This window comes from Buttiauxella sp. AC142 (genome assembly GCF_979253435.1).
On the sequence record NZ_CEEDCH010000001.1, the window covers coordinates 1,245,668 to 1,271,173 of the forward strand.

At 50.7% G+C, this 25,506-nt stretch carries 20 protein-coding genes and 1 pseudogene; 11 read left to right on the forward strand and 10 right to left on the reverse strand.

Annotation, left to right across the window (positions count from 1 at the left end; translation table 11 throughout):
- Positions 1 to 51: 51 nt before the first annotated feature.
- Positions 52 to 1,431 carry a glycoside-pentoside-hexuronide (GPH):cation symporter gene (locus tag AC0IWZ_RS05655; protein ID WP_471677882.1) on the reverse strand — a complete coding sequence of 460 codons (1,380 nt, stop codon included), beginning with the start codon at positions 1,429 to 1,431 and terminating at the stop codon, positions 52 to 54.
- Between the two features lie 24 nt (positions 1,432 to 1,455).
- Positions 1,456 to 3,030, reverse strand: coding sequence for an alpha-L-rhamnosidase-related protein (locus AC0IWZ_RS05660; protein WP_471677881.1), 1,575 nt, complete (start codon positions 3,028 to 3,030; stop codon positions 1,456 to 1,458).
- 212 nt (positions 3,031 to 3,242) lie between these two features.
- Here AC0IWZ_RS05660 and AC0IWZ_RS05665 point away from each other — a divergent pair, with 212 nt between their 5' ends.
- The 3 genes from AC0IWZ_RS05665 (at position 3,243) to AC0IWZ_RS05675 (ending at position 6,541) form a co-directional block, all read left to right on the forward strand.
- Positions 3,243 to 4,067, forward strand: coding sequence for a helix-turn-helix domain-containing protein (locus AC0IWZ_RS05665; protein WP_425591292.1), 825 nt, complete (start codon positions 3,243 to 3,245; stop codon positions 4,065 to 4,067).
- Positions 4,068 to 4,254: 187 nt separating this feature from the next.
- Positions 4,255 to 5,703: a multidrug resistance outer membrane protein MdtQ gene (gene mdtQ / locus AC0IWZ_RS05670; RefSeq protein WP_051873645.1), complete on the forward strand. Its 1,449-nt coding sequence runs from the start codon at positions 4,255 to 4,257 to the stop codon at positions 5,701 to 5,703.
- A gap of 64 nt (positions 5,704 to 5,767) precedes the next feature.
- Positions 5,768 to 6,541, forward strand: coding sequence for an SDR family oxidoreductase (locus tag AC0IWZ_RS05675; protein ID WP_410372198.1), 774 nt, complete (start codon positions 5,768 to 5,770; stop codon positions 6,539 to 6,541).
- On the opposite strand, the gene AC0IWZ_RS05680 is transcribed toward AC0IWZ_RS05675, so the two are convergent.
- Positions 6,538 to 7,107 (reverse strand): DedA family protein, encoded by a 570-nt coding sequence (locus tag AC0IWZ_RS05680; protein WP_034494195.1) that lies wholly within the window; start codon positions 7,105 to 7,107, stop codon positions 6,538 to 6,540. The genes AC0IWZ_RS05675 and AC0IWZ_RS05680 overlap by 4 nt on opposite strands.
- A gap of 71 nt (positions 7,108 to 7,178) precedes the next feature.
- On the reverse strand, positions 7,179 to 8,405 hold the full coding sequence (locus tag AC0IWZ_RS05685) for an MFS transporter (RefSeq protein WP_034494196.1): 1,227 nt from the start codon (positions 8,403 to 8,405) through the stop codon (positions 7,179 to 7,181).
- Between the two features lie 284 nt (positions 8,406 to 8,689).
- Between AC0IWZ_RS05685 and AC0IWZ_RS05690 the strand changes: the two genes are divergently transcribed.
- Together AC0IWZ_RS05690 and pbpG are read left to right on the forward strand one after the other, a co-directional pair.
- Positions 8,690 to 9,277 carry a Yip1 family protein gene (locus tag AC0IWZ_RS05690; RefSeq protein ID WP_034494197.1) on the forward strand — a complete coding sequence of 196 codons (588 nt, stop codon included), beginning with the start codon at positions 8,690 to 8,692 and terminating at the stop codon, positions 9,275 to 9,277.
- Between the two features lie 132 nt (positions 9,278 to 9,409).
- Positions 9,410 to 10,360, forward strand: a complete 951-nt coding sequence (pbpG, locus tag AC0IWZ_RS05695) for a D-alanyl-D-alanine endopeptidase (protein ID WP_471677880.1) — start codon at positions 9,410 to 9,412, stop codon at positions 10,358 to 10,360.
- Between the two features lie 137 nt (positions 10,361 to 10,497).
- Here pbpG and AC0IWZ_RS05700 read toward each other — a convergent pair whose 3' ends face one another.
- Both AC0IWZ_RS05700 and dld read right to left on the reverse strand, forming a co-directional pair.
- Positions 10,498 to 11,049, reverse strand: coding sequence for a GNAT family N-acetyltransferase (locus tag AC0IWZ_RS05700; RefSeq protein ID WP_034494199.1), 552 nt, complete (start codon positions 11,047 to 11,049; stop codon positions 10,498 to 10,500).
- Positions 11,050 to 11,168: 119 nt separating this feature from the next.
- Positions 11,169 to 12,914 carry a D-lactate dehydrogenase gene (gene dld / locus AC0IWZ_RS05705; protein WP_471677879.1) on the reverse strand — a complete coding sequence of 582 codons (1,746 nt, stop codon included), beginning with the start codon at positions 12,912 to 12,914 and terminating at the stop codon, positions 11,169 to 11,171.
- A gap of 193 nt (positions 12,915 to 13,107) precedes the next feature.
- Between dld and bglX the strand changes: the two genes are divergently transcribed.
- Together bglX and AC0IWZ_RS05715 are read left to right on the forward strand one after the other, a co-directional pair.
- On the forward strand, positions 13,108 to 15,405 hold the full coding sequence (bglX, locus tag AC0IWZ_RS05710; protein ID WP_471679082.1) for a beta-glucosidase BglX: 2,298 nt from the start codon (positions 13,108 to 13,110) through the stop codon (positions 15,403 to 15,405).
- Between the two features lie 81 nt (positions 15,406 to 15,486).
- A pseudogene (locus tag AC0IWZ_RS05715) lies at positions 15,487 to 15,827 on the forward strand (IS4 family transposase); the annotation flags it as partial.
- Between the two features lie 208 nt (positions 15,828 to 16,035).
- Here the strand turns inward: AC0IWZ_RS05715 and AC0IWZ_RS05720 are convergent.
- The 3 genes from AC0IWZ_RS05720 to tssI form a co-directional block, all read right to left on the reverse strand.
- Positions 16,036 to 16,449, reverse strand: a complete 414-nt coding sequence (locus AC0IWZ_RS05720) for a hypothetical protein (protein ID WP_471677878.1) — start codon at positions 16,447 to 16,449, stop codon at positions 16,036 to 16,038.
- The gene (locus AC0IWZ_RS05725; protein ID WP_471677877.1) at positions 16,446 to 18,908 is read right to left on the reverse strand and encodes a glycoside hydrolase family 19 protein; all 2,463 of its coding nucleotides are present in this window, start codon (positions 18,906 to 18,908) and stop codon (positions 16,446 to 16,448) included. Before AC0IWZ_RS05725 ends, AC0IWZ_RS05720 begins: the two co-directional genes overlap by 4 nt.
- Before the next feature lie 119 nt (positions 18,909 to 19,027).
- A complete protein-coding gene (gene tssI, locus AC0IWZ_RS05730; protein WP_471677875.1) occupies positions 19,028 to 21,241 on the reverse strand; it encodes a type VI secretion system tip protein TssI/VgrG in 2,214 nt (737 codons plus the stop codon).
- 358 nt (positions 21,242 to 21,599) lie between these two features.
- Between tssI and osmF the strand changes: the two genes are divergently transcribed.
- The 4 genes from osmF to AC0IWZ_RS05750 are packed head-to-tail and all read left to right on the forward strand — an operon-like array spanning position 21,600 to position 25,370.
- Positions 21,600 to 22,511, forward strand: coding sequence for a glycine betaine ABC transporter substrate-binding protein OsmF (gene osmF, locus AC0IWZ_RS05735; RefSeq protein WP_471677874.1), 912 nt, complete (start codon positions 21,600 to 21,602; stop codon positions 22,509 to 22,511).
- 45 nt (positions 22,512 to 22,556) lie between these two features.
- A complete protein-coding gene (locus tag AC0IWZ_RS05740) occupies positions 22,557 to 23,714 on the forward strand; it encodes an ABC transporter permease (protein ID WP_471677873.1) in 1,158 nt (385 codons plus the stop codon).
- Positions 23,711 to 24,655: an ABC transporter ATP-binding protein gene (locus AC0IWZ_RS05745; RefSeq protein ID WP_172895105.1), complete on the forward strand. Its 945-nt coding sequence runs from the start codon at positions 23,711 to 23,713 to the stop codon at positions 24,653 to 24,655. The genes AC0IWZ_RS05740 and AC0IWZ_RS05745 overlap by 4 nt, the downstream gene beginning before the upstream one ends.
- Positions 24,639 to 25,370, forward strand: coding sequence for an ABC transporter permease (locus AC0IWZ_RS05750; protein ID WP_471677871.1), 732 nt, complete (start codon positions 24,639 to 24,641; stop codon positions 25,368 to 25,370). The genes AC0IWZ_RS05745 and AC0IWZ_RS05750 overlap by 17 nt, the downstream gene beginning before the upstream one ends.
- On the opposite strand, the gene AC0IWZ_RS05755 is transcribed toward AC0IWZ_RS05750, so the two are convergent.
- Complete coding sequence (locus AC0IWZ_RS05755; protein ID WP_034494204.1) at positions 25,351 to 25,458, reverse strand: membrane protein; 108 nt, start codon at positions 25,456 to 25,458, stop codon at positions 25,351 to 25,353. The two genes, AC0IWZ_RS05750 and AC0IWZ_RS05755, sit on opposite strands and share 20 nt — an antisense overlap.
- Between the last annotated feature and the right edge of the window lie 48 nt (positions 25,459 to 25,506).

Here is a 25,506-nt window from a genome sequence, read left to right on the forward strand (position 1 = left end):
GAGTTAATTCCTTGTAAAAACCAGAGGTATTTTTTTAATTAAACTTCCTGATTACATCGCACGACTCTTATTTAAATTAAATGCAGGGTCTGAATTGGCTGCGTTAATACCAGAATCTAAATCGGCACGGATTTGTTCGTAATGGTCATCGAGGCGATAAAATTTACCTATCCATAACATTGAGACGACAATTAGCGTCGCAGGAATATAGAGGTAACAGGCTTTGATCGCGAATAAAGCATCAACACTTTGTGCGTGATTAGCCACATAACCGCTGGCGGAGAGCATAATTCCGGTAATAGCGCCCGCACCGGCCATCGCCACTTTGCCCAGGAAACCATTAATGGAGGTTAAAATTCCGGCGGTATTAATTCCGGTTTTCCAGACGCCGTAATCAACCGGGTCCGCCTGCATTGAGAAATAAATCGCGGTACGTTGCCCGGCGCCGAGTGACAAAATAACAGCCCCTGCAACCAGTGCCATCACGTTCACGCCTGCGAAAATCATCACCGCCATACCCGCCAGGTTTATAGCAGAGGCGACAAGATAGACGTGGCGTTTTTTCATGCGTTTTGCCAGCAACGGAACCGTCAGCGTACCCAATAATGGTACGAAGGTGGAGATCCCGGCCACCAGCGCGGTTAATTCGCTATTGCCGACGTAGTAATTAAAGAAGTACACCAGTGCGCCCGTCTGGAAGAAAAAGGCACCCCACATCAGGAAGATATTCACTGCAAAAACAAACCACGGCGGGTTATTGCGCAGGCTGACCCAGGCACGTTTTAAGGTCATCTTTTCTGAGGTGATATTGATTTTCTCTTCGACATTGCGAAAGCTAATCAGCAAAAAGAAGGTCGCAATCACGCCAAATACCATCGCGGTATATAAGAAACCGTGCTCCTGATTGCCCTGGCCCAGCGCTTTTACCAGCGGCAATGTGGCGACGGCGACAATCGTCGAACCTAGCGAGCCCAGCAAGATGCGTACCGTTGAAAGTGTGGTGCGCTCTTTGGATTCACTGGTCAGGAAGGGCAGCATCGCGCAGAACGGGATGTTGACGATGGTATAGAGAAACGACAGACACAAGTAGGTGATGAAGGCGTAAATCAGCCGGCCTGTGGTGCCAAAATCGGGTACGTAAAACGCCAGCACGCACAGCAAGCCGAAAGGCACCGCACCAATCAGCAGGTAAGGGCGGCAGCGGCCCCAACGGGTGCTGGTGTTATCAATCACCAGCCCCATCAGTACATCCGCGACGCCATCCACCAGACGTGCCACAAGGAACATCAGGCCAACATAATAGGCGGGTAGTCCCATCACATCGGTATAAAAGTACATCAGGTACAACGAGATCATTTGCCACACGAGGTTGCAGGACAAGTCCGCAATGCCGTAGCCGAAGCGTTGCCGCCATACAGTAGAGGTAGACATAAGTAGGTTCTCGACGTTGTTGTTTTACAGTAGGTACTTTCTAATGAACCACGAAGGAGTGCAGCTCCAGGCGTGGCAATAGCTGTTGATGAGCTTGCTGCCATAAGGGGAAAAATCAGGCCGTAGCGGATCAAAAAGCTCCCAGAAGGTATCGGCTCCGTGTTCCACCATCGCCCCCCAGTAGCGTTTGATCTCGTGAGTGGCTTGCTCTGGTTCATTCACCTGCAACAACGCCGCGACGTAATGATGCATCATGTAGGGCGTGTTCATCTGAATTTCCGGTGGATGAGTTAACAGATGGGCTAACAACTGGCGTTGGCTTTCCGGCGTACCGACATCTGCCAACACCAGCCAGACCTGCGAAGCGCAGGAAATTTGTCGCGATTCACCACTGACGAAAAAGCCGCTTTGTGGATCCCAAAGTTCGCGAAGTGCCGCACTTTTCAGCGTCGTAATCTGTGCTTCAAGCCATGTGACTTTGCTGCTGTCATAAGTACGCGCCAGCATTAATGCTTTGTTGAGGCAGTAGATCAGCACCCCCTGAGACGCCGCTTGCTTGTTGAGGTCTTCGTGCCAGTCAATAAATGACCACCAGTCGCTGCTGTCGCGCACGATACCGTTTCCAGCGACTCGCTCCATGGCCAGCTCGATTTGCCGCCAGGCGAGCGGCCAAAGCTGCGCCAGTGTTTCGCTGTCATCAGTCACCGCGACGTACTCTTGCAGCACATCGACAAAAAACAGTGCGTAATCGAACAGGAAAGTATCGTCAGAAATTACTTGCGGCTTAACAAAAATATTCGCCGACACCATGCCATCTTCCCGCGTCATGGCTGCGAAAAGATAAAGACAGCGTTTGACCAGGGAGTAATTTTGCACCGTGACATCATTCACCAGCGCTTGCAGGCGCAAATCACCGAGCCACAAGCGGCGGTCGCGTTTGGGTCCGTCTTCAAACACGTCGTGCATGCAGTTTTTCAGGGTGTTAACGGCCACCTCATCAATGCGTTTTAACTGAAGATCCACGGTCTCGCAGGCGGGTAGGGTGGCAAGCGACGCGGAAGTGACGGTATCGAGCTTCAGAGAGGTAAAACGCAGCTGGAATTTGCGTGACAGCGCCAGAACATTAATGCGCAGATAGCGGCAGCAGTAACGACGTGAAAGTCGCGTATGGCCTGGCAATTCATCCAGATAACAGTCCTGTTGCTGGAGCCAACTGCTGCTCAACCAACCGTTATATTCAGAAAAAGGCTCAACCACTTCTGCGAGCGTTTCACCAAAGATAAATTGCAGATGCGCTGGAGCATCTGGCGGGCTGCCGACCGCTTCGCAGGTAAACTCCAGGTAACCGACGCAATGCTTGCCGAAATCAATAATGACGTGCTCGCCCTGCGCGAAATCGTATTGGAAGAAATCTTCTGCGCTGTTCACTACATCCGCTCGCCAACCGTGAATTTGCTGCGCATCCGGCTGCGCGCTAATCATCGCCTGGGGGAGAACATCATGGTGATAGAGTTCAGGAATGAGTTCCTGTGCTTTGGCCAACATATGTGGATGACGAACCATCTTTAGATGACCATTTTTCTGCAATGCCTGTGACATACCGAGCCCTTAATGATGAAGCAATGAGCCGAGTTTAGAGGGCAACTCTGTTTTTCATCTATTCTCAGGCTGCCAGTAATTGTTAGTGAATGGCATTTTCAGTGGGGTGCAGTGGTTGGTTGTCACAATTTAAAAAATCGGGATCGTTATTTAGGCCGGAGTGTTTTATTTTTCCCACAGTCCAGAGTGGTGGGTTTTGCGAGAACGTAATGATTAATAAGTTAGAAGTCAGTAAGTATTTTCCCGATGAGCAGACCAAGCTTTCTCTTTATGCCAGCGACCCGGAAGACAACAACTGCGAGCATAGCCATAGCTTTCAGGAACTGGTGATTGTTGAGGAAGGGCACGGCCTGCATGTGATTAATGGCAAGCCGATTTTTATCCAGCAGGGCGATGTATTTTTTATTGGCGAGAACGATGTTCATTTTTACGATGAATTGGGCACCTTAAAGCTCATCAATATTTTAATTAATCCGCAGCTGGAGTTTGTTTATTTAACCGGAATAGAACAATTATTGAACCGTATTGCGGGCAACACGGCGGCAAATTACGGCTGGCTTACGCCGGAGACTAAAGCACACTGCAAACGGTTGATTAACGACATTTTCCATCAGCAGAGTTCGGGCGTTGAAAATCAGGCTTTAAAAGAGTCGCTGTTTTTTACCTTAGTGACGCAAATCATTTATGCGCAGTCGCAGGCTGAATACAGCAATACCCGCTACAAACTGCATAAGTTACTCAGCTATTTGCAAGAAAACTGCTTTAACGAGATTGACTGGCAGCAACTGGCAAATCAGTTTCACCTGACTCAACGTACCACGTCACGACATATTAAAGAGGTGACGGGGCTGACGCCGGAAAACTATCTGAAACGCCTGCGCCTGGTCTCGGCGCGAGTCAAGCTCAAAGAAACCGACATGACGATTACCGAAGTGGCTTTTTTGTGTGGCTTTGCCAACAGCAACCATTTCACCACCTCGTATAAGAAAGTTTTTGGCGTAACGCCGAGTGCTGAGCGCAAACGGGTGGAAAGGTGAAGCTATGTCAAAATTTAATCACCATAGTGATATTTGATTGTGATATTTTTATCACGGTAATAGTAATGTAGATAAACTAGTTTCAAATTGTATCCCTTATTAACCTCGTGTGTATTGCCACTGATACCTAAACTTTTGCGTAACGGAATGCGTAACCTGAGCACTTTCTTTTACTCTGTGGTTAATTATGACTTCCTCACGTTTCCCTCTCGCGGCGACAGGCGTCGCGTTAATGCTCGTTTTGTCCGGCTGTGCGCCAATGCACAATAACGATGCACCTCTCGCACAAAAAACTCCTCCACAACAGTTGGATACCAAACTACCTCCTGAACTGGCGCACGGTTGGCCGGGCAGTGACTGGTGGCGTGATTATCATGACAGCCAGATTAATACGCTGGTTGAACGTTCGCTGAAAGACTCTCCGGATCTGGCCGTCGTGCAGCAGCGCATTAAACTTGCGCAGGCGCAGACGCAAATGCAGGAGGCCAGTGACGGCCCGCAAATGGATTTCTCCGCCAATATTGAGCGTCAGAAAATGTCTCAGGAAGGGGTGATGGGTCCGTTTGCATTGACTGACCCGGCAGCTGGCACCACCGGCCCGTATTACACCAACGGTACCTTTGGGCTGACGGCAAGCTGGGATCTGGATTTGTGGGGAAAAAATCGCTCGGAAGTGGAAGCGAAAGTGGGCGTCATGAGAGCGAAACAGGCTGAACTTGCCCAAGCCAAACAGGTGATTTCGGCAAACGTCGTGCGCTTGTACTGGGATATGCAAACGCTGCTGGCGTTAAAAGATGTCAAACAGCAAACCCTCGCAGCACAGAAAAATATTGTTGATGTCGAGACAAAACTTTATGCGCGAGGGATCAATTCATCGGTTGATAATGTTGAACCCAATATTGATTACGTGAAAACTCAGCAGCAACTCGATGACATCGAAGGGCGCATCAATATTGCTAAAGCGCAGCTTGCTGCAATTACCGGCGATGCGCATGCGGCTTCCAATATCCGACGTGTCGAACTGCCGAAAGTGAAATCGAGCGTGCCTGAAAATATGGGGTATGAACTGCTGGCTCGCCGCCCGGACCTTCAGGAAGCGCACTGGTATATCGAATCCTCATTGAGCAGTGTTGATGCCGCAAAAGCTGCGTTTTACCCGGATGTGAACCTGGGGGCGTTCCTGCAAAATGATGCACTGCACCTGAGTGATTTGTTCCGTGGCTCGGCTCAGCAAATGGGTATTATCGGCGGCTTCACGCTGCCTATCTTCGACAGTGGCCGACTGAACGCGAATCTCGATATTGTTCGCGCAGAAAGTAATTTGTCGATTGCCAGCTACAACAAAGCGGTGGTCGGTGCGGTGAATGACGTTGAAAAAGCGGCCAGCCAGTTGAATGCCGTAGCGGCTGAAAACCAGCATCAGAAGACGGTATTGCAAGCCACTCATAAACTCACAACTCTTGCTCAGGCGCGTTATAAAGCAGGTGTGATTTCAGGAGCCAGATTCAGTGCTGCAACCTTGCCGGAGCTGTCAGAACAGGCGAAAGCCATTCAACTCCACGGGCAGTGGCTCAATGCTGACGTGCAGTTAATCTCTGCGCTCGGTGGCGGTTATCATCAATCTGGTAAGGCATAACAGACGCGATTCTCTCGCCACCTCCTATAATTAAAAGCTGATTGAACTTAGCCTGGAGGTGGTGATGAGTACGGCGAATAAAGTGGTTATCGTCACGGCGTCGGATTCCGGTATCGGCAAAAAATGTGCGTTGATACTGGCTGAGCAAGGGTTCGATGTGGGCATCACCTGGCATTCTGATGAACAAGGCGCGCAAGAAACTGCGCGTCAGGTCAGAGGGTTTGGCAGGCGAGCGGAAACAATTCAACTCGATTTAGCCCATCTGCCAGACGGTGCTGCGGGTATTGATGAGCTGATTGCTCGCTTCGGGCGCGTCGATGCGCTGGTGAATAATGCCGGGGCGATGAGTAAAAATGCGTTTCTTGATGTCACTCTCGAAGAGTGGCGAGAGCTGTTTACTGTGGACGTGGACGGCGCATTTTTATGTTCACAAAAAGTCGCGCGGGCGATGGTTTCGCAGGGGCAGGGTGGGCGGATTGTGAATATCACCTCCGTTCACGAGCACACCCCGCTGCCGGATGCCTGCGCTTATACTGCCGCCAAACATGCACTGGGCGGGCTGACTAAATCAATGGCAATGGAACTGGTTCATCACAAGATTCTGGTGAATGCAGTGGCGCCAGGCGCTGTCGCCACGCCGATGAATAACATGAGCGAAGGCGACGGAGCCAAAAGCAGAATCCCTGAAATCCCGCTTGGGCGAGCAGGGGAAACGGAAGAAATTGCCAGCCTGGTCGCATGGCTATGTTCAGATAGCGCCAGTTACACCACCGGGCAATCGTTTATCGTAGATGGCGGTTTTATGTTCGCCAACCCTCATTTCAAACCCAAAGGCTAATCTTGCTGTTTGCTCTCGCGATGTTTAAACCAGTAACGCGCCAGCCAGACCACGGCAACCACGCCCAGTAGCCAAATCCAGTGCTTAATATGTTGGTCCAGGTTATGTAGCCATGGGCCAACCACTTCTCCTCCGACATACCCCAGTGTTGTAAACAGCATTGCCCAAAGAATGGCACCCAGAATGTTGAGCGGCAGAAATATCTTTGGCGGCAGGCGGCTGGCCCCAATCAAAATGGGACCAATCACACGAAAACCGTACATAAAGCGCGAGCCAATCACGAACCAATATGGATGGCGGTTGATCAGCCGCTGCGCCTTATTGATTTTCTTTTGATGTTTTTTGAAACGCTCTTTAATCGAGCCGCCGAAGCGGCGGCCAATCAGATACAACAATTGGTCGCCAATCATTCCGCCGAGCGCCACAGACAGCACCACCAGTGGGAATTTCAGCAGCCCCTGGTGAGCCGCAACGCCGCCTAGCAGCGTCACGGTTTCCCCTTCTGCCATACTGCCAATGATCAGTGCGGCATAACCGTAATGCTCAATCAGATTATTAATATCCACAGTGAATTATGTAACTCCTTGTTGTTGTTCAACAACAGTATAGCGCTTGCTGCTGTGTTCCTCCGTATTTGCTATTCAATCCTTAACGCGGCGGACTTTTGTTTTAACCAATGCCCGCTGAACGACAGCACAACAATCAGTGCAAATCCCGCCCCGCTGAACAAATAAAGTGCGTACACCACGCCAAAATATTGGGCGCTGTAACCTGCGCCAACGGAAACCACAGACGTGACGATCATCTGCCAGCGATAGCTTTTGGCTATGGCTCCGGGAACCAGATCTTCATTAAATTTTCTCAGTAGGGCATAAACCGCCAGTGAGGCAACGACATTCGAGAAAATGTGGGCGGTAAATACCAGTATCAGCGCCGGATATTGTGACGGCATGAAAGGAACCAGCCCGTAACAGGCGATAAAAATGAACAGGCATCCGAGCATCAGCAGATTGCTGTTGCTGTATTTTTCGAATTTTTCCGGATTCAGAATTAACGGTCCCACTAATTGCCCAAGACTGCGCGCGAAAAGTAAGGCCAGCGCCAGGCTTTGTGCTTCACGGGCAGAAAAAGTTGCTGGAACCAAACTCGGTAACAGCGCCATTGCCGGTGCTCCGGCACAAGCCAGCAGTGGTAAAAGCAAAATTGCCCGTCGCTGTGTGCCGGAAATCGATCGCCAACGGACTTTTGCCGCTGATACGGATACGACAGAAAAACTCTGGTGAAACTGTGACTTAGTCAAACCCAGCAGTATCAGTGCAACAGCGAAGCTTCCCAGGTCGATGAACAATAATGTGATAACGCTGATATGCCCCAGCAATATCAGCCCCAGCCCAACGCCAAAGATGACATTGCAGGCAAAAATTAGCGTTTCGAGTGCGGTCGCCGCCGGAAGCTCTTTCTCGCTAAGGCCCGTTTTAAATATTTTGCTGATGGCCGGGAAGGTCATGCCGATGGTAAATGCAGAGATGCTCTGTGCGACAAAAAATAGCGCAACAGAGCCATTCATCACCGCAATAAAAGGGGCTGCAAGCCCTAAAAGCCCGAGGCATTCACCGGCAATCAGAATTTGAAATGGGTTTGCCTTGCTGCAAAACCGTTCCCCAATTTTACTGCCGATTAAACCGGGTGCGGTGGATAGCACATAGGCGATAGCCAGCGATGCGGGTGGCACAGAAAGACGAATTAATTCACTGAAAATAACGATATAGGTCAGGCCGTTCCCGATAGAGGACACAATAAAAGACCAGCCGAGTAATTGCAGCCATGGCTTTCCAGCCAGCGCCTGGTGAAGTGCTTTTAACATGATGTTTTCCGTAAATTCCAATAAGTGTGCGTTTCTCACCAAGGGTGAGAAACAACAAGGTCATCTTGTGACGACAGGCTCATTGGTTACGGCACTACATCGGGAACAATCCTGGAAGGAATAAGTCGGTAGGTTATTTAAATATGACGCTTTTGCCGTTTCGTCAACGTAACGGTATTAAATTCGCTAACCCTCTCACCTTGGTTATTTTCAACTGATTAAAAAACAATCAAGCCGCTGTGCATTATACTTTGACTGTGCTCACTCGTTTGTCAGGAGGCGTTATGAGTCATGTCTGGGGATTATTCTCCCACCCGAATCGTGAAATGCAGACCATAAAACGCGAGAACGAAACGGTATCGCATCACTACACTCACCATGTGCTAATCATGGCGGCCATTCCGGTTATCTGTGCATTTATTGGCACAACCCAAATTGGCTGGAACTTTGGTGACGGTACGTTCGTTCAATTGTCGATGTTTACCGGATTCTATTTAGGCGTACTGTTTTATGCACTGATGTTGGCAGGCGTTGCCGTGATGGGGCGCGTTATCTGGTGGATGGCGCGAAATTATCCGCATCGCCCGTCACTGGCTCGTTGCATGGTGTTTGCGGGCTATGTCGCAACCCCGCTGTTTTTAAGTGGCCTGGTGGCACTTTATCCGCTGGTGTGGTTGTGTGTGCTGGTAGGGGCGGCAGCTTTGATTTATACCGGTTATCTGCTGTATGTCGGCGTACCTGAGTTCCTGGGCATCAATAAAGAAGAGGGGATGAGCTTTTCTAGCTCAACGCTCGCCATTGGTGTGCTGGTGCTGGAGGTGCTGTTAGCGCTCAGTGTGATTCTCTGGGGTTATGGATATCGCCTGTTCTGATAATTGTTACGAATCAATTGTGGCAGTTTTCCGGGGCGTCAGCGTATTATGCTGGCGCCTCATCTATTCATACGCGCTGTGAAGAGATTCGAAGGACACATTATTTTTTTGAATAATTACAGAAGTGTCACCATGCCGACAAAAATCCGTCTCTCATTGCTCAGCCTTGCGCTGATGATTGCCGTACCATTCGCATCTCAGGCCGCGAATAAAGCTTCCGTATCATCGACCGTACAACAGTCTGCCGGGCAGGAAATTGCTTCCGGTAGCGCCATGATTGTCGATTTGCAAACCAACAAAGTTCTCTATTCCAGCCATCCGGATTTGGTCCGTCCCATCGCATCCATTACCAAATTGATGACGGCGATGGTGGTGCTGGATGCCAAATTGCCAATGGATGAAATGCTGAGTATCGACATCAGCCAGACGCCTGAAATGAAAGGGATTTATTCTCGCGTTCGTCTGAACAGCAAAATTAATCGCAAAGATATGATGCTCCTGGCGCTGATGTCATCGGAAAACCGTGCAGCGGCGAGTCTCGCGCACCATTATCCTGGTGGCTATAACGCATTTATTCGGGCGATGAATGCGAAAGCGAAATCTCTGGGCATGACGCACACACGTTATGTTGAGCCAACGGGGTTATCGATTCAAAACGTTTCCACGGCGCGTGACTTGTCCAAACTGCTGATTGCTTCGAAGCAATACCCGCTGCTTGGCCAGTTGAGTACCACCAAAGAAGATATGGCGACCTTCGCCAACCCGCCGTACACGCTGCCGTTCCGTAATACCAACCATTTGGTTTACAACAACAAATGGAATATTCAGCTGACTAAAACCGGTTTTACGAACAACGCGGGCCATTGCTTAGTGATGCGCACCATGATTAACAATCGTCCGGTGGCGTTAGTGGTGCTGGACGCATTCGGGAAATATACGCACTTTGCGGATGCAAACCGTCTGCGTAATTACCTGGAAAGCGGCAAAGTGACGCCAGTTCCAGGTTCCGCTCTGGCTTATAAAAAGCAAAAAGCGGCGCAAATGGCGAGCAATAGCACGCAGGGCAATGCCTTAGACGATTAAGGCAAATCAAACGAGACCCTAAATAATTCGAGTTACAGCAAGGCGGCAAGTGAATGAGTCCCGATGAGCTTAGTGAACTAAGTGATTCGGGCGAATGAGCGTAGCCAACAAAGCTGCAACTTGAAGTATGACGGGTATCAGGGAAGCGTCCGGTCGCCATCATTGAGCGGACGCTGCATAATCAACGTATCGCGCCATGCGCCAAGCTTAAACCCAACACTTCGCAACTGCCCGGCCACTTCAAAACCTAACTGCCTATGCAGACGACATGAACCCGTGTTGTTTTCACCGTCGCCAATAATGGCCACCATTTGTCGCCATGGGCCTTGCTCACAGATAGCGATCAATTGGGTTAATAACTCGCGCCCGACACCTCGCCCGGTCATGCTGGCATCAATGTAAACGGATTCTTCCAGGGTAAAACGGTACGCCGGACGCGGGCGATAAGCGGTTGCGTAGCTATAACCCACCACAATGCCGCTATGCAAGGCGACCAACCAGGGAAGTTCCTGGGAACGAACGGCTTGCAAGCGTTCAGACATTTGAGCCTGCGTGGGCGGCGTTTCCTCAAAAGATCCACGGCCATGCAACACATGCCATTCATAAATAGCGGTGATGGCCGGGATATCATCAGGCGTTGCGTCACGAACCTGCAACCGTGCTATTGGCAATGTTTCGAGCACTGACATTTCTCGCTCCTGTACGCAAAGAACCAAAGTGGCATGTGGTCACACCACTTTGCGATAGTCTAATCTAGTACGAAAAGTAAGCGAGGAATAGCCCCCGATCTGGTGGTTGACACCCAAACTTAATGGGGATCGTGGTGATGAGTATGGCTACAGGTTTGCTCCTCCCACCATTTATGCTTCGTGGTTTTGCCAATGCCTGGGTTCATACTGTTTGTAGGGTCATTTGCCTTATAAAACTGTTTTAAGCTGTCTGGGGCTTCGTATAAATGTCCGACGTTATGTTCCGCCGGATATTGCGCACCCCGGGTGCGGAGCAGTTCGAGCATCTGCTCCTTCAACGCGTGAACATCCACCCCTTTTTTGACAATGTAATCCTGATGGAATACATGACACATAAAGTGGCCGTAATACAGGCTGTGACTAATCTGGTTGCTGATTTCCGCTGGTAATTGCTCGAACCATTCCTGGTCATTACGACGCAAGGCAATATCGAGCGCCAGAATATCTTCCACTTCATTGGCATGAACGGAGTGATAACGTACAGCGGCTCCGGCTGCGGCGAAACGGTGTAAAAACGCTTTCGCGCCTTCGGTTGGGGTACAGACGAAAAAGTCCCCTTCGGCCTGTTGGAAATAGCTTTCCAGCCAGTTGCGCGCCTCAGCAATCCCTTCGCCGGACATTTTCAGCAGCAGATGATGCTCGTATTTGCTGCGCCACTCTTTCATGCGTGGAGGCAAATGGCTCGGACACCAGCCGCTCACGCGCTGTAGCACACGGTCAGTAAAGTGAGGTTTAACAAACGGGACTTTTTCAAACCAGGCGTCAGTGCGGCCTTTCAGTGTGAAAAACAGCGGCATTTTGTCGGTGCCGAGTTTGTCGATCATCATGAAAGTGTCTTTGCCATACACTTCAGCAATATCGTAAATATCGCGGTGCATGTATTCGCCCGCCACCGGCAGGTTTTCAAAATTAGCCAGAATATGACGGCGGATTTCCGTCAGCACATCTGGTTGATTGGTGCCGATGTAAAAGACTTCATTTTGCTTTTCGGCGACAAACGTATCGAGGCGTACCGCAAAAACAGCCAGTTTCCCGGCACAACCTGAGGCTTCAAACAGGCGGCTTGGATCAGCGTTAAAGCGTGATGGTGTGTCGGCATCCACATCGCGTACACGTTCAGCATAATCTTTATCAGATGCCTGGCGCTGATCATGTAGCACGTTTTCAGGTTTGACGCGTTCATCATCGAGCTTGCCGAGAATTTGTTCCGGCGTAACACCAAGATCAATACCCAGATGGTTCACCAGCGTTAACTTACCTTGCTCATCAATGCGCGCATACAGCGCCATCTCGGTATACGCCGGGCCACGTTTCACCAGCGAGCCGCCGGAGTTATTACAGATCCCGCCGATCACCGACGCGCCAATGCACGACGAACCAATCACCGAATGGGGTTCACGTCCCAGTGGTTTCAGCGTTTTTTCCAGTTGATACAACGTGCTGCCAGGGAAGGCCAGCACCTGCTTGCCGCCATCCAGCAGCTGCAATTTATCCAGACGCAGGGTGCTGATAATGACAATTTCACGGTCATAATCGTTGCCGTTCGGCGTCGAACCTTCGGTCAGTCCGGTATTGGCGGCCTGCATCAAAATGATTTTGTCGGTGCTGACGCAGACGCTCAGTACGCGCCATAACTCAAGCAGCGTGCCGGGGAAAACCACGGCTAACGCGTCGCCCTGGCCGGAGCGGAAACCTTTACGATAGCGCGCGGTTTTAGCCGCATCCGTTAACACATGCTGGCTGCCCACCAGACGGTTCAGTTCGTTTATAAATGTTTGTTTTTGGGATGGGGTAGGGTTAGGCATTTATCCGCTCCTTGGGAAAATATTGACGACTACAAGCATAGCTCGCAAATCGATAATGAATCTTCTTAAACGTTCGGAAAATCAGCATATAACACCGGGGCGACTCTTCTTACCGCTTTAACCTTGTGGCACACTGCACGTCTTATCACTTCGTGCTGCCCACTGCGGCGGCCTGAGCAAGAGAGTAATGTCGATGAAATGGCTCTGTTCTGTAAGTATCGCAGTTAGCCTTGCGCTGCAACCTGCGCTGGCGAACGAAATGTTTGGCCCGCACCCGCTAACGCCAGAAGCGCGTGACGCCTTCGTCACTGATTTGCTGAAGAAAATGACCACCGATGAGAAAATCGGCCAGTTGCGTTTAATCAGTGTCGGTCCGGATAACCCGAAAGAAGCCATTCGCGAGATGATTAAAGACGGGCAGGTGGGCGCGATTTTTAATACCGTCACCCGCCACGACATTCGTACTATGCAAGATCAGGTGATGAGCCTTAACCGCCTGAAAATCCCATTGTTCTTTGCTTATGACGTGGTTCATGGTCAACGTACCGTGTTCCCAATCAGCCTCGGTTTAGCCTCTTCATTCAACCTCGATGCGGTGAAAACGGTAGGGCGCGTTTCGGCTTATGAAGCCGCAGACGATGGACTGAACATGACCTGGGCGCCGATGGTTGATGTCTCGCGTGACCCGCGCTGGGGCCGAGTTTCCGAAGGCTTTGGTGAAGATACTTATCTGACTTCAATTATGGGGCGCACCATGGTTGAAGCGATGCAGGGCAAAAGCCCGGCAGATCGCTATTCCGTGATGACCAGCGTGAAACACTTCGCGGCCTATGGCGCAGTCGAAGGTGGCAAAGAGTACAACACCGTTGATATGAGCCCGCAGCGTTTGTTCAACGACTACATGCCGCCGTACAAAGCCGCTCTGGATGCGGGCAGCGGAGGCGTGATGGTGGCGCTGAACTCGCTGAACGGCACGCCAGCTTCTTCTGATTCATGGCTGTTGAAAGATCTGCTGCGCGATGAATGGAAATTTAAAGGCATCACTATTTCCGATCACGGTGCCATTAAAGAGCTGATCAAGCATGGTGTGGCAAGTGACCCGAAAGATGCGGTGCGTATCGCGCTGAACTCCGGCATCAACATGAGTATGAGCGACGAGTATTACAGCAAATACTTGCCGGAACTGGTGAAAAGCGGTGCAGTGCCGATGGCGGAATTGGATGATGCAACCCGCCACGTGCTGAACGTGAAATACGATATGGGCCTGTTTAACGATCCATACAGCCACTTAGGCCCAAAAGAATCAGACCCGGAAGACACCAACGCCGAAAGCCGTCTGCATCGTAAAGAAGCGCGTGAAGTGGCGCGTGAAAGCATGGTGCTGCTTAAAAACCGCCTGCAAACGTTGCCACTTAAAAAATCCGGCACCATTGCCGTGGTTGGCCCACTGGCTGACAGCAAACGCGACATGATGGGCAGTTGGTCTGCCGCAGGGGTTGCCGACCAGACTGTTACTGTATTGCAGGGCATTAAAACCGCGGTGGGTGCCAACGCTAAAATCGTGGTCGCCAAAGGCGCTAACGTCACCGACGATAAAGGCATTGTTGAATTCCTCAACCAGTACGAACCTGCGGTTTCCGTGGATACACGTTCTGCAAAAGAGATGATCGACGAAGCGGTTAACACCGCAAAATCTGCTGATGTGGTTGTGGCGGTAGTGGGTGAAGCACAAGGTATGGCGCACGAAGCATCAAGCCGTACCGACCTGGTTCTGCCGCAGAGCCAGCGCGATTTAATCAGCGCGTTAAAAGCCACCGGCAAACCGTTGGTGTTGGTATTAATGAACGGTCGTCCGCTGGCGTTGGTGAAAGAAAACCAACAGGCCGACGCGCTGCTGGAAGCCTGGTATAGCGGGACTGAAGGCGGTAATGCGGTGGCCGATATCCTGTTTGGCGATTACAACCCGTCAGGCAAACTGCCGATGTCCTTCCCGCGCTCTGTGGGTCAAATCCCGACGTACTACAGCCACCTGAACACTGGTCGCCCGTACAATCCGGAAAAACCGAACAAATATACTTCGCGTTACTTTGATGAAGCTAACGGGCCGCTGTTCCCGTTCGGTTACGGCCTGAGCTACACCACGTTCACCGTTTCTGATGTGAAAATGTCGGCACCTTCCATGAAAGCGGACGGCAAAGTAGAAGCCTCGGTTGAAGTGAAAAACACGGGTGATCGTGCAGGCGAAACCGTGGTGCAGATGTATTTGCAGGATGTGACGGCTTCTATGAGTCGCCCGGTTAAGGAGCTGAAAGGCTTTAAGAAAGTGACGCTGAAACCTGGCGAAACCCAGACCGTGAGCTTCCCGATTGACGTAGAAGCGCTGAAATTCTGGAACGCGCAGATGAAGCACGTCGCCGAACCCGGCAAGTTTAACGTGTTCATCGGGCTGGATTCTGCGCGCGTTAAGCAGGGTGAGTTTGAACTGAAGTAACTTTAAAGCCGTGATTATTTTAAAAGGCAGTCTGAGGGTTGTAATGCCGATCCGTTAAGGATCGGTTGACCGATCCAGTGGCGGTGCAAGAATCCGGAAATGCTCACCCGTTGCCTTGCTGAATTCTGCACTGTCACTCTGCGTCTGGCATACAATCTGGTGCGTTATCAGATGATAAAGATAGTGGTCAGCCTGAAAGGTTACTGGCCGAATCAACTGAGCTTCTCAGAATCTTGCGGGAAGTTGATGACGCGGCGGGGAGTTTTGCCGGGTCGGATCCCGGAACTGATGCGTGATATGGAGAGCATGGCGCAGATGGTGAAGTTACCAATAAGAAGGGAAAGAGCCTTCCCAAGAGTGGTAAAGGAGAGGCCGTATAAATATGGCAAAGCTAGTTAAAAAAAAGCCAGTCAGTTGTTTAACAGACTGGCATTACACATGAGGGTGGTTTTTTTAAATTCCTCCAGTTATGCCAGGAGACTTATTCATGTATATTGATTTTTTAATGGATAATAAGAGGGATGTTCCATTTCAATAGTGCCAGGCATCATTATGTTTTGTTCTGGCAGTAAGGGCATCGTCACTCCTCTTTCCATCTCTGCGGATATATTTTTTAAGTAATTTATCTGATTACTTCCAAATGCAATCTGAAAGCTCGTTGTTATATGCTTCTAAATTTTCGTTCAAGTGTAATGATTTTCCATTGCGATCTTTGTAGGCGAAGTCATAATATCTAGCTCCTTGTGAAACAACTGTATATTGACCGTTGATTTTGCCATCTATAAACTCAATCCACGTAGTTGCCACCTCTGCAGGACGTCCCTCTCTGGTATCGGTTATACTCGTATCAGAAAATAACAGAGGTATCGCTGTTTTGGAGTTTTTATATTTCACATAACTCATAACGACGTCATCATCATAAATGATGGCGAATTTCACATTGACTTTTTTTGCATCAGATGAAAAACATGCAATGTTTTTTTCCAGAGCTGCTATTGCACTTGATGAAAAAAGAATAAATAATAAAAAATTAAACTTGCTCATTGATTTCTCTCCAGTGTATCTATTCTATTATTAATATAAGACAGTAAATATCCGTACTCAACTCCATAAATCTTTTTGTGCCTCTGACTTTCAGGGAATGGGGATTCTATTAATAAGTCTCGTGACCTTCTGTACCCTTTTAACGCTTCTTCTTTACTTTTTACAATACCAGATTTTGTGCTTGTTGGGTCATGCCATATTCCCCAACCAAATGAGTAAATTTTGCTTTGGAAAATAGCACTGCTCTCTAAAGAGAATGACTCATCTACCATAAGCTTGTTAAAATGCTGAGAATTTAATGCTTGGACTGCTTTGTTAAAAATACTAAGGCGGTCATTATAACCATTAAATCCACCATTAATAATGGCTGTGATTTTATTAAAATCATCATCGTCTGCTGGGGTGTCAAGTGATTTATATATTTTGTAAAACCAAAATGCGGATAAAACACTATGTGGAAGGGTTGTAAGTTTATCTCTATTGGTCGCGGAAGAGCTAACATCCTCTCCAATATAATTTCCATATGCGATATAGTTTGTTTCCAGCGTTACTTGAATTAACCCCCTGCCATACCATGGCTGATAAAATGCATTTCTACCTCCAATTTCACTGGTAAATCTGAAATATCCACTTTCGTGTAAAACTTGAGCGAGAAAATGGGTTTTACCTCGACAAGTATTTATTCCAAATTGTCTAAATCCTTGATTTAATTGTTCAAGATTGCTTATAAGAACGGTATCGCTGACACCTGGTGCGATAGTTTTGATTTCATCAAATGTAATATCCCTATTACAAGCACACACACTCTTGATACTCATTGCATCCAAAAACACCACCGGATGCATATGCCACAAGGCTTCACTGCTGCGGATTTCTTGCACATCCTTCATCCACACCAGCTTGTTAATATACTCATAGTTATACAGCGCCAGCTCCGGGTAGCTTCCTGCCTGTTCATTCAGCGCCGTCTGCCATAGGGTCGTCATACCATCTTTCAGCCATTCGCTGTGATGCTTCACCACCAGACGTTGTACCTGATACTGTATATGCGGCTGATTATTATGCAGATACCGCCATAGCTCGTTTGCATCAATCAAACCGTCTTGGTTGGTATCCATTTCCTGAAGTAACTTCTGATAACCTTCAGCGTCACCCGACGAGTATGTGTCACTGCTTTCACTTCGGGTCAGCTCTTCCAGCCGGCCAAACGTCTGACGCAGCCATCCTTCTCGCGGGGTCTGGAAAATGCTCTGAGGCTCCTCATTTTGCTCCAGCCGGATAAAACCCCGTTTTTCAAGGTCAAACTGATTGACCTTCTCTACATCATCAGCTGACATCCATGCCGATTCTGCGGGAATTTCATACCAGGTTTTTCCGTCTGATATTTTATTCTGGCAGTCGCTTTCAGATGTGAATCGTTCCGCAGTCGATAAAGAGGGAGCTCCACCCACTTCTGCTGCTACAAATGTCTCGGTGTCTGCGATGTACTTCCATAGCGTCTTATTCGCCAGCGTATGCAAATGTGTTGCACCCTTCGTCACGCCTGCTTTATTCGCCAGAAAATCCTCCATACGTTGATCCTGGCTGAAGACCTCCAGATGACAGAAATGCTGTGGGGCACTCTCCGGACGCTCGTGGTAGCTCAGATGACCGATCAGGTCACCGGCTTTTACCTCAACAGTTTTGCCTGATACGACCTGGTTAAATACCCCAGGCTCACGGGCCTTTTGCATCCAGTTTGGCAGATTACTGGCCTTGCGCTTGACGTATGTATCCAGTCCGGAAATCCATCCAGACTCGCCTGCTGACAGCCCAGACACCTTACCGTCTGGCACAGATTTCACCCGCACAAACATGAAGGGGGCAGGTTGACCATTAAGTAGAAACGTTGCTTCCTCTTCAATCTCTACCACTGTGTCTTTTGGCAAAGTGGTATGGGTGTCCAGAGGAGCCTCATAGCAGTGGCTGGCATCAGGAACATTTCCGACCGACAGACCTGTACGCCCCCAACCTTGAGCCGGATTATCCTGGCGAACTTTAAGTGAACTGGCGGTGACAGTAGCAGTGGGTGTATCAGTCCCGTATTCAGAAAGCGGGGCTATCTGCATCCACAGGGTATAAAACTCCAGAGCGTTTGCGGATTTATCTTCGTCCGGGACGCAGGTGGATTTAATGAGCACAAAAGTTGAGCTAAATTTCAGTAAGTTATTATCATAAGTTGCCGTCTGGTAATTATCATTCAGGCGCCAGGCCACTGCGTGTCCATCTGTCATGCATTTCAGTCCATGACTTTCCGGTCTGTAGAAAGCGTTACTCGCGAAATTCTCGTACAAGTGAACACCACCATGCCAGAATTCACCGGGTTTCAGCAGCCAGTAGGCGTCACTTGCCGTACCCTGCATGGCCTCCATGAAGTCCGTGGCTGAACGGTATCCATCAACGGGTAATACCATTTTCATCTATTTCTCCCTGCGTTTATGCAATGATGAAAATCAATGGGATCGGACTGTGGAAGAGTCCTGAATTTGTACACCACTGCAATTGCTGTGGTATGTTTGCTGCCAGGATAAGACTCCGGTTATGAAAATAAGAACCAAATGCCGGATTCTTCACTTTCCGGCTCGTCTTGTTTCCCTGAACCGTCGCTACTGCTGGAACTATTTCCGACGCTGCTCCCGCTTTCATCCTCCAGCGGTTCATCTTCCGAACCCTCCTTATCACCCAGACGGCTCAGTACCGCCGCATGCAGGGTCTTAACCGGAGTCCCCGGACTTCCCCCACCGTTAAGGTTGATTTTCAGCCCGGTAATGTCGATACCGCCGGGATGGATGACCACAAACGAACTCCCCACTTGCAGCGTGATTTTGCTCCCGCTCTGCAGCACGATATCGCCCTGCGCATCCACACCCAGCGCCCCCGCCACTTTCTGGGCCAGGTCGCCTTTCACTTCCAGGCTGTGATGGCCCTTCACCAGGCTGATATGGTCTTTTGTGGTGTTGTGTTCCTGATTGCCTTTTACCGTCACTTTAAGGTCGCGCTCCACATACAGATTGTCATCGCGGCCGCTGTTTACCGTCCGGTCGCGGGTGACTTTCAGCGTCTGGTCATTGCGCACGGTGATGCTGCGGTCGTGCACCACGGTGATGTTCTGGCCATGTCCGGCGGCGTTCTCCTTGCCGATTTTCACCGTCTGCCCCAGCCCGACCGTGACCTTCTGGTTATGGCCGATGGTTTCGCTGTGGTCGACTTTCACATTGGTGTCGCGGTTGTTCAAAACCATCGTCTTCATGTCCTTCTGGGCATGCATCGACAGCAGCTCCTGTCCGGTCTGGTCCTCAAACATCAGTTCGTTGTATCCATTACCCTTATACGTCTGCGAACGTATCGCCATCTGGGTTTTCGTCCCCGGCAGGTCGCCCGGTGCACGGTTGGCAGCGTGATAGGTTCGCCCGGTGATAATCGGCTGGTCCGGGTCGCCGTTGAGGAAATCGACAATCACTTCCTGGCCGACGCGCGGGATGGCGATGTTGCCGAATCCGGTGCCTGCCCACGCCTGCGAGACACGCACCCAGCACGAGCTTTCTTCGTTGGTTTTGTTATACCGGTCCCAGGCAAATTTCACCGTCACACGCCCGTGTTCGTCGCAGTAGATTTCTTCCCCGGACGGACCGGTGACAATGCCTATTTGCGGGCCGTCCACCCGCGGTTTCGGTAGCGGTGCCGGTCGCCAGGTCTGGGTGGCAGGGATAACATGAAAACTGTTGGTGAGCGTGGTGCCCTGGCCGGAGCTGCCGATATGCGCCTGCGGCTGGCTGCCGGTCATCTCGCTCGACACCACCTGCCACGGGCTGTTTAAATCCTCGCGCGGATGGTCAGTGAGGGTGAACCAGCGCCCCGGCTGGAGCTGGGGGCAATTACTGGTGCCGCGGGCAAAATCGACGTTATTGCGCCAGCCGTCCATCTGATATTTCGCAAAATCGGCACCGTGCTGTTCGTCTTTAAAACGCCCCGGATAGTCAAAGATTTCATAGTCCGGGCGCTGATACGACAGGTCTGCGCCTTCTTCCTGGTACTGCGCCTGCCAGTTCGGGGCGGTGAAGGTGTAGTCCTTTGTGGTGACTTTTGCCGGGCGGATTTGCGCGCTGCGACAAAAGGTGTTGATGCAGTAGGTGGACGATTCAGAGGCGGCATTCGGGTTGTAGGGGAACGCCCCGAGGCCGCGCAGGTTGCTGCGGTCATCGGTGAAGGTCAGTTTCTGGTCGCTGTCGTCGAGATATTCATCCTCGAAGAAAAAAATGCCTTCTTCGGCGGCGAGGCGGGCGATGAAGTCGTAATCCGATTCCATAAACTGCACGCAGAATTCCCGCGCCGGATGCGCGCGGCGGAACAGCGCGTCATGCGTGCGGATACGCATCTCTTTGAGCAGTTTGGCAAAGATGTACTGGATGTCGTAGTTCTGAAAGCTGCGGCAGTTCTGCCGCTGGGAGCTGCGCCAGAACTCCGGGCGCACCGTCATGCGGTAGAGCGTCTGGTGTTTACCGGAATCGCCCTGTTCGCAGAAGGTGACGATACCGCGTACCCGGCGCTTAATCACCTCGCCCTGCCAGATGGTGAGAACCCCGTATTCATCGAGGAGTTTTTGAAAGCCAATCGCCGGGTCATTGCAGGCGACGGTGATCTCCAGGCTGAACAGAAAAGAAAGGGATTGTTTAAGCTTAAAGTTCACCACCGCAAAGGTATCCGCCGGAGTGCGCCCCGCGATGAAGGTAAAGCGGGTGCCGTCTGAGGCCATGATGGAAGTCCTTTCCTGTCCGTGGAGTTATTGACCAGAGCCTATTACTAAGAATGAATTATAATTCTGATAAATATAATAAAATCAATGCAATAGAGGTTGGTGAAGATAAGGCTAGAATAAGAGAGTGACAGTGATCAAGATCACATAACTAAAAAGTGGAAAACGGACATAGTAACCAGAGTGCTTAAGAAACAATCTTGCAGTAGCAGATCGGGTTTAGGGAGCTATGGCCAACTCATTCCTTTATATGCGAATGGTCGCGAATGCATGCAATGATTTTACCGGTAGCTTAATTCTCAGCTAAACTTTTGCGACTCCATGATTTTTAAGCAAAGAAAAACAGTGAGGAAGCACGATGAACTTAGCAGCGCGTTGGAGCATGGCAGGGTTAGCATTGTTAGCCGCAGGGGCGCAGGCCGCAGAGCCAGTCAAAGTCGGCTCTAAGATTGATACCGAAGGGTCGTTGCTCGGTAATATCATTTTGCAGGTACTGGATAGCCACGGCGTTAAAACCGTCAATAAAGTGCAATTAGGAACCACTCCCGTTGTGCGTGGAGCGATAACCGCAGGCGAGCTGGATATTTACCCGGAATACACCGGTAACGGTGCGTTTTTCTTCAAAGATGAAAAAGATGCGGCGTGGAAAAATGCGCAGCAGGGCTACGAGAAAGTCAAAAAACTCGATGCCGAAAAAAATCACCTGGTGTGGCTAACACCCGCGCCCGCAAACAATACCTGGACCATTGCGGTGCGCAAAGACCTGGCTGAAAAAAACAAACTCACCTCGCTTGACGATCTCAGCGCGTATCTGAAAAAAGGCGGTGAATTCAAACTGGCGGCTTCCGCTGAATTTATCGAACGCTCCGATGCGCTTCCTGCCTTTGAAAAAGCCTACGGATTTAAACTCGAACAGCCGCAATTATTATCGCTGGCAGGTGGCGATACGGCGGTCACCATTAAAGCGGCAGCGCAGCAAACTTCTGGCGTGAACGCGGCAATGGCCTATGGAACGGATGGCCCGGTTGCGGCACTCGGTTTGCAAACGCTGAGCGATCCGAAAGGGGTGCAGCCAATCTACGCGCCAACGCCGGTTGTGCGTGAAGCGGTGTTAAAAGCCTACCCGGAAATGGACGCCTGGTTAAAACCTGTGTTTGCATCTCTGGATGAAAAAACGTTACAACAGCTTAACGCCAGTATCGCGGTGGAAGGGTTAGATGCCAAAAAAGTGGCGGCTGCCTACCTGAAACAAAAAGGCTTCGTGAAATAGCTTTTGTGGAACAGGTTTTGTGAAATAAAAAAACAGGACGTTCGTTTGCCCAAAATTCATAATCGCGTCCTGCTACTGCTGGTTTTTTTGCTGGTAGTGGCGGGCGCAGTATTACCGTTTATCAACTTTGCGCCCAACCGCCTGGTTTCCGGGGAGCCTATCGCGCTCAGCCAACTCCCGGCGCAAACCTGGTTGCTGTTCTCTGTCCCGGTATTCGTTCTGGCAATCCTCGTGCTGACACCATGTCGGCCACTCCCATTGTTGCTGACTCTCATGGTGGGCGAGTTCCTGTTCATCGCCATTTTGTGGCGGCTTGGACAAACGGCGACGCAATTTGCTCAGCAAGGCAGCATGCTTGCGCGGACATCGCCCGGCAGCGGATTGTGGATGTCGTTAACGCTGTGCTTGCTACTGTGTGCCGATGTTATCAACCGCCTGTCGGCAAAAGCGCTGTGGCGATTGCTGCTGAATCTGCAAATCTGGATTGTGCCTTTTGGTTTGTTACTCAGCGGCTACTTTGCCGATCTTTCTTTGCTAAAAGAGTATGCCAACCGCCAGGAAGTTTTTGACGATGCTTTATTGCGCCACCTGGCTTTGCTGGTCGGAACGTTGTTGCCCGCATTACTGATTGGCGTGCCGTTAGGTGTGTTTTGTTATACCCGTTCGGCCTGGCAATCCTCGGTGTTTTCGGTGCTCAACGTCATTCAAACCGTGCCGTCGGTAGCCTTATTTGGTTTGTTGATTGCGCCACTGGCGGGATTAGTCAAACTGGCGCCATGGTTGGCTTCGCTCGGCGTGAGTGGGATTGGCATCGCTCCAGCGTTAATCGCCCTGGTGTTGTACGCGCTATTGCCCCTGGTGCGTGGTGTGGTCGCCGGGTTGCAGCAAGTCCCGCGCAATATCATTGAAAGTGCCGAAGGCATGGGCATGTCGCGCTGGCAGATATTCTGGCAGGCCGAAGTGCCACTGGCGCTGCCGGTTTTGTTGAGAAGCCTGCGCGTCGTCTGCGTGCAAACCATCGGTATGACGGTGATTGCCGCGCTGATTGGGGCCGGTGGTTTCGGGGCGATCATTTTCCAGGGGCTGCTCAGTAGCGCGCTGGATTTGGTGTTGCTCGGCGTGATTCCGGTTATTGCATTGGCGGTTGTTTTTGACGCACTTTTTAAACTGTTTATCTCATTGCTTGAGGAAAAACAGCCATGATTGAATTTGAAAATGTCAGCAAGTTTTTCCAGGGCGAGGCGGCGGTCAGTGATTTGTCGTTGAACATCAAAGAAGGGCAGTTCACGGTGCTGATTGGCACTTCCGGCTCGGGCAAGTCCACCACGCTGAAAATGATTAACCGCCTGGTGGAGCACGATACCGGGCGAATCCGCTTTGCCGGAGAAGAAATCCGTAATTTTGATGCGAAAACGCTGCGCCGCCGGATGGGGTACGCGATTCAATCTATCGGCCTGTTCCCGCACTGGAATGTGGCGCAGAACATTGCCACTGTGCCGCAATTGCTAAAGTGGCCGAAAGCGCGAATCAACGCGCGTATCGACGAATTGCTGGACTTACTCGGCCTTGAAGCCGCGCAGTTTCGTGACCGCTATCCGCATCAGCTTTCTGGTGGGCAACAGCAGCGCGTCGGCGTGGCACGGGCGCTGGCGGCTGACCCGGAAGTGCTGCTGATGGATGAGCCATTCGGCGCGCTCGATCCCGTCACCCGTGGGGCGCTACAGCAGGAAATTATCCGTATTCACCAGTTGCTCGGGCGCACCATTGTGCTGGTCACGCACGATATCGACGAAGCGCTGACCCTTGCCGACCGTATTGTGCTGATGGACAACGGGCAGGTGATTCAACAAGGCACGCCGTTGGAACTTTTAACCCGCCCGGCGACAGATTTTGTGCGTGATTTCTTCGGTCGTAGCGAGCTGGGCGTGCGGCTGCTTTCGCTGCGCCATGTTGCCGACCGGGTGAGAACTCATGAGCGAATAGAAGGTGAGCCGATAAGCGAATCCGTCACGTTACGTGAAGCGCTGTCATTGTTTGTCCATCGCCAGTGCCGGCAGTTGCCGGTGGTGAATCAGCACGGCGAACCCTGCGGCGTACTGCATTTTAGTGATTTGGTTGAGGGTGAAAATGCGCCTGCTACGTGACCCCTTATTGTGGCTGATTGCGGTATTCATCGCATTATTGGCGGTGATGCCATCCAGCAGCACGTTGTTCAGCTGGCTGTTTCCAGAACTGGAAAGGCCGGTTTATCTGCAAGACAGTTTTATGGCGCTGGCATTTAAACATTTGATGCTGGTCGGTGTTTCCAGCGTGGTGGCGATTGTGATTGGCGTCGGGTTGGGCGTTGCGGTAACGCGCCCGGCGGGGCTGGAGTTTCGTTCACTAGTTGAAACTATTACCGCTGCCGGGCAAACCTTCCCGCCGGTGGCAGTGTTGGCGATTGCCGTTCCGGTGATGGGTTTTGGCCAACAGCCTGCCATTATTGCGCTCGTGCTTTACGGTTTATTGCCCATTTTACAAGGGACGTTGGCGGGAATAGGGGCGGTGCCGGAAGCGACAAAAGAGATTGCGATGGGGGCCGGGATGAGCCGTTGGCAAATGCTGCGAAAAGTGGAGTTGCCACTGGCAGCACCGCTGATTCTGGCGGGCATCCGAACATCGGTGATTATTAATATTGGTACTGCGGCGATTGCGTCAACCGTGGGTGCCAGCACTTTAGGTTCACCGATAATCATTGGCCTGAGCGGTTTTAACACCGCATACGTGATTCAGGGCGCTCTACTGGTTGCGCTGGCGGCAATTGTTGTCGACCGCCTGTTTGAGCGCGTTTTGCGTCATATCACGCGCCATGCAGAATAACGATATAACCTACCAGCATCACGCCGCCAATTCCGCCGATAGCCATGACCAGCATGCCGCCCACGAGGGCAATTTTACTCAGTTTCATCTTCGCTCCTTATATTGCGGGGGAGATTATAAGATGAAGCCGGCTTGT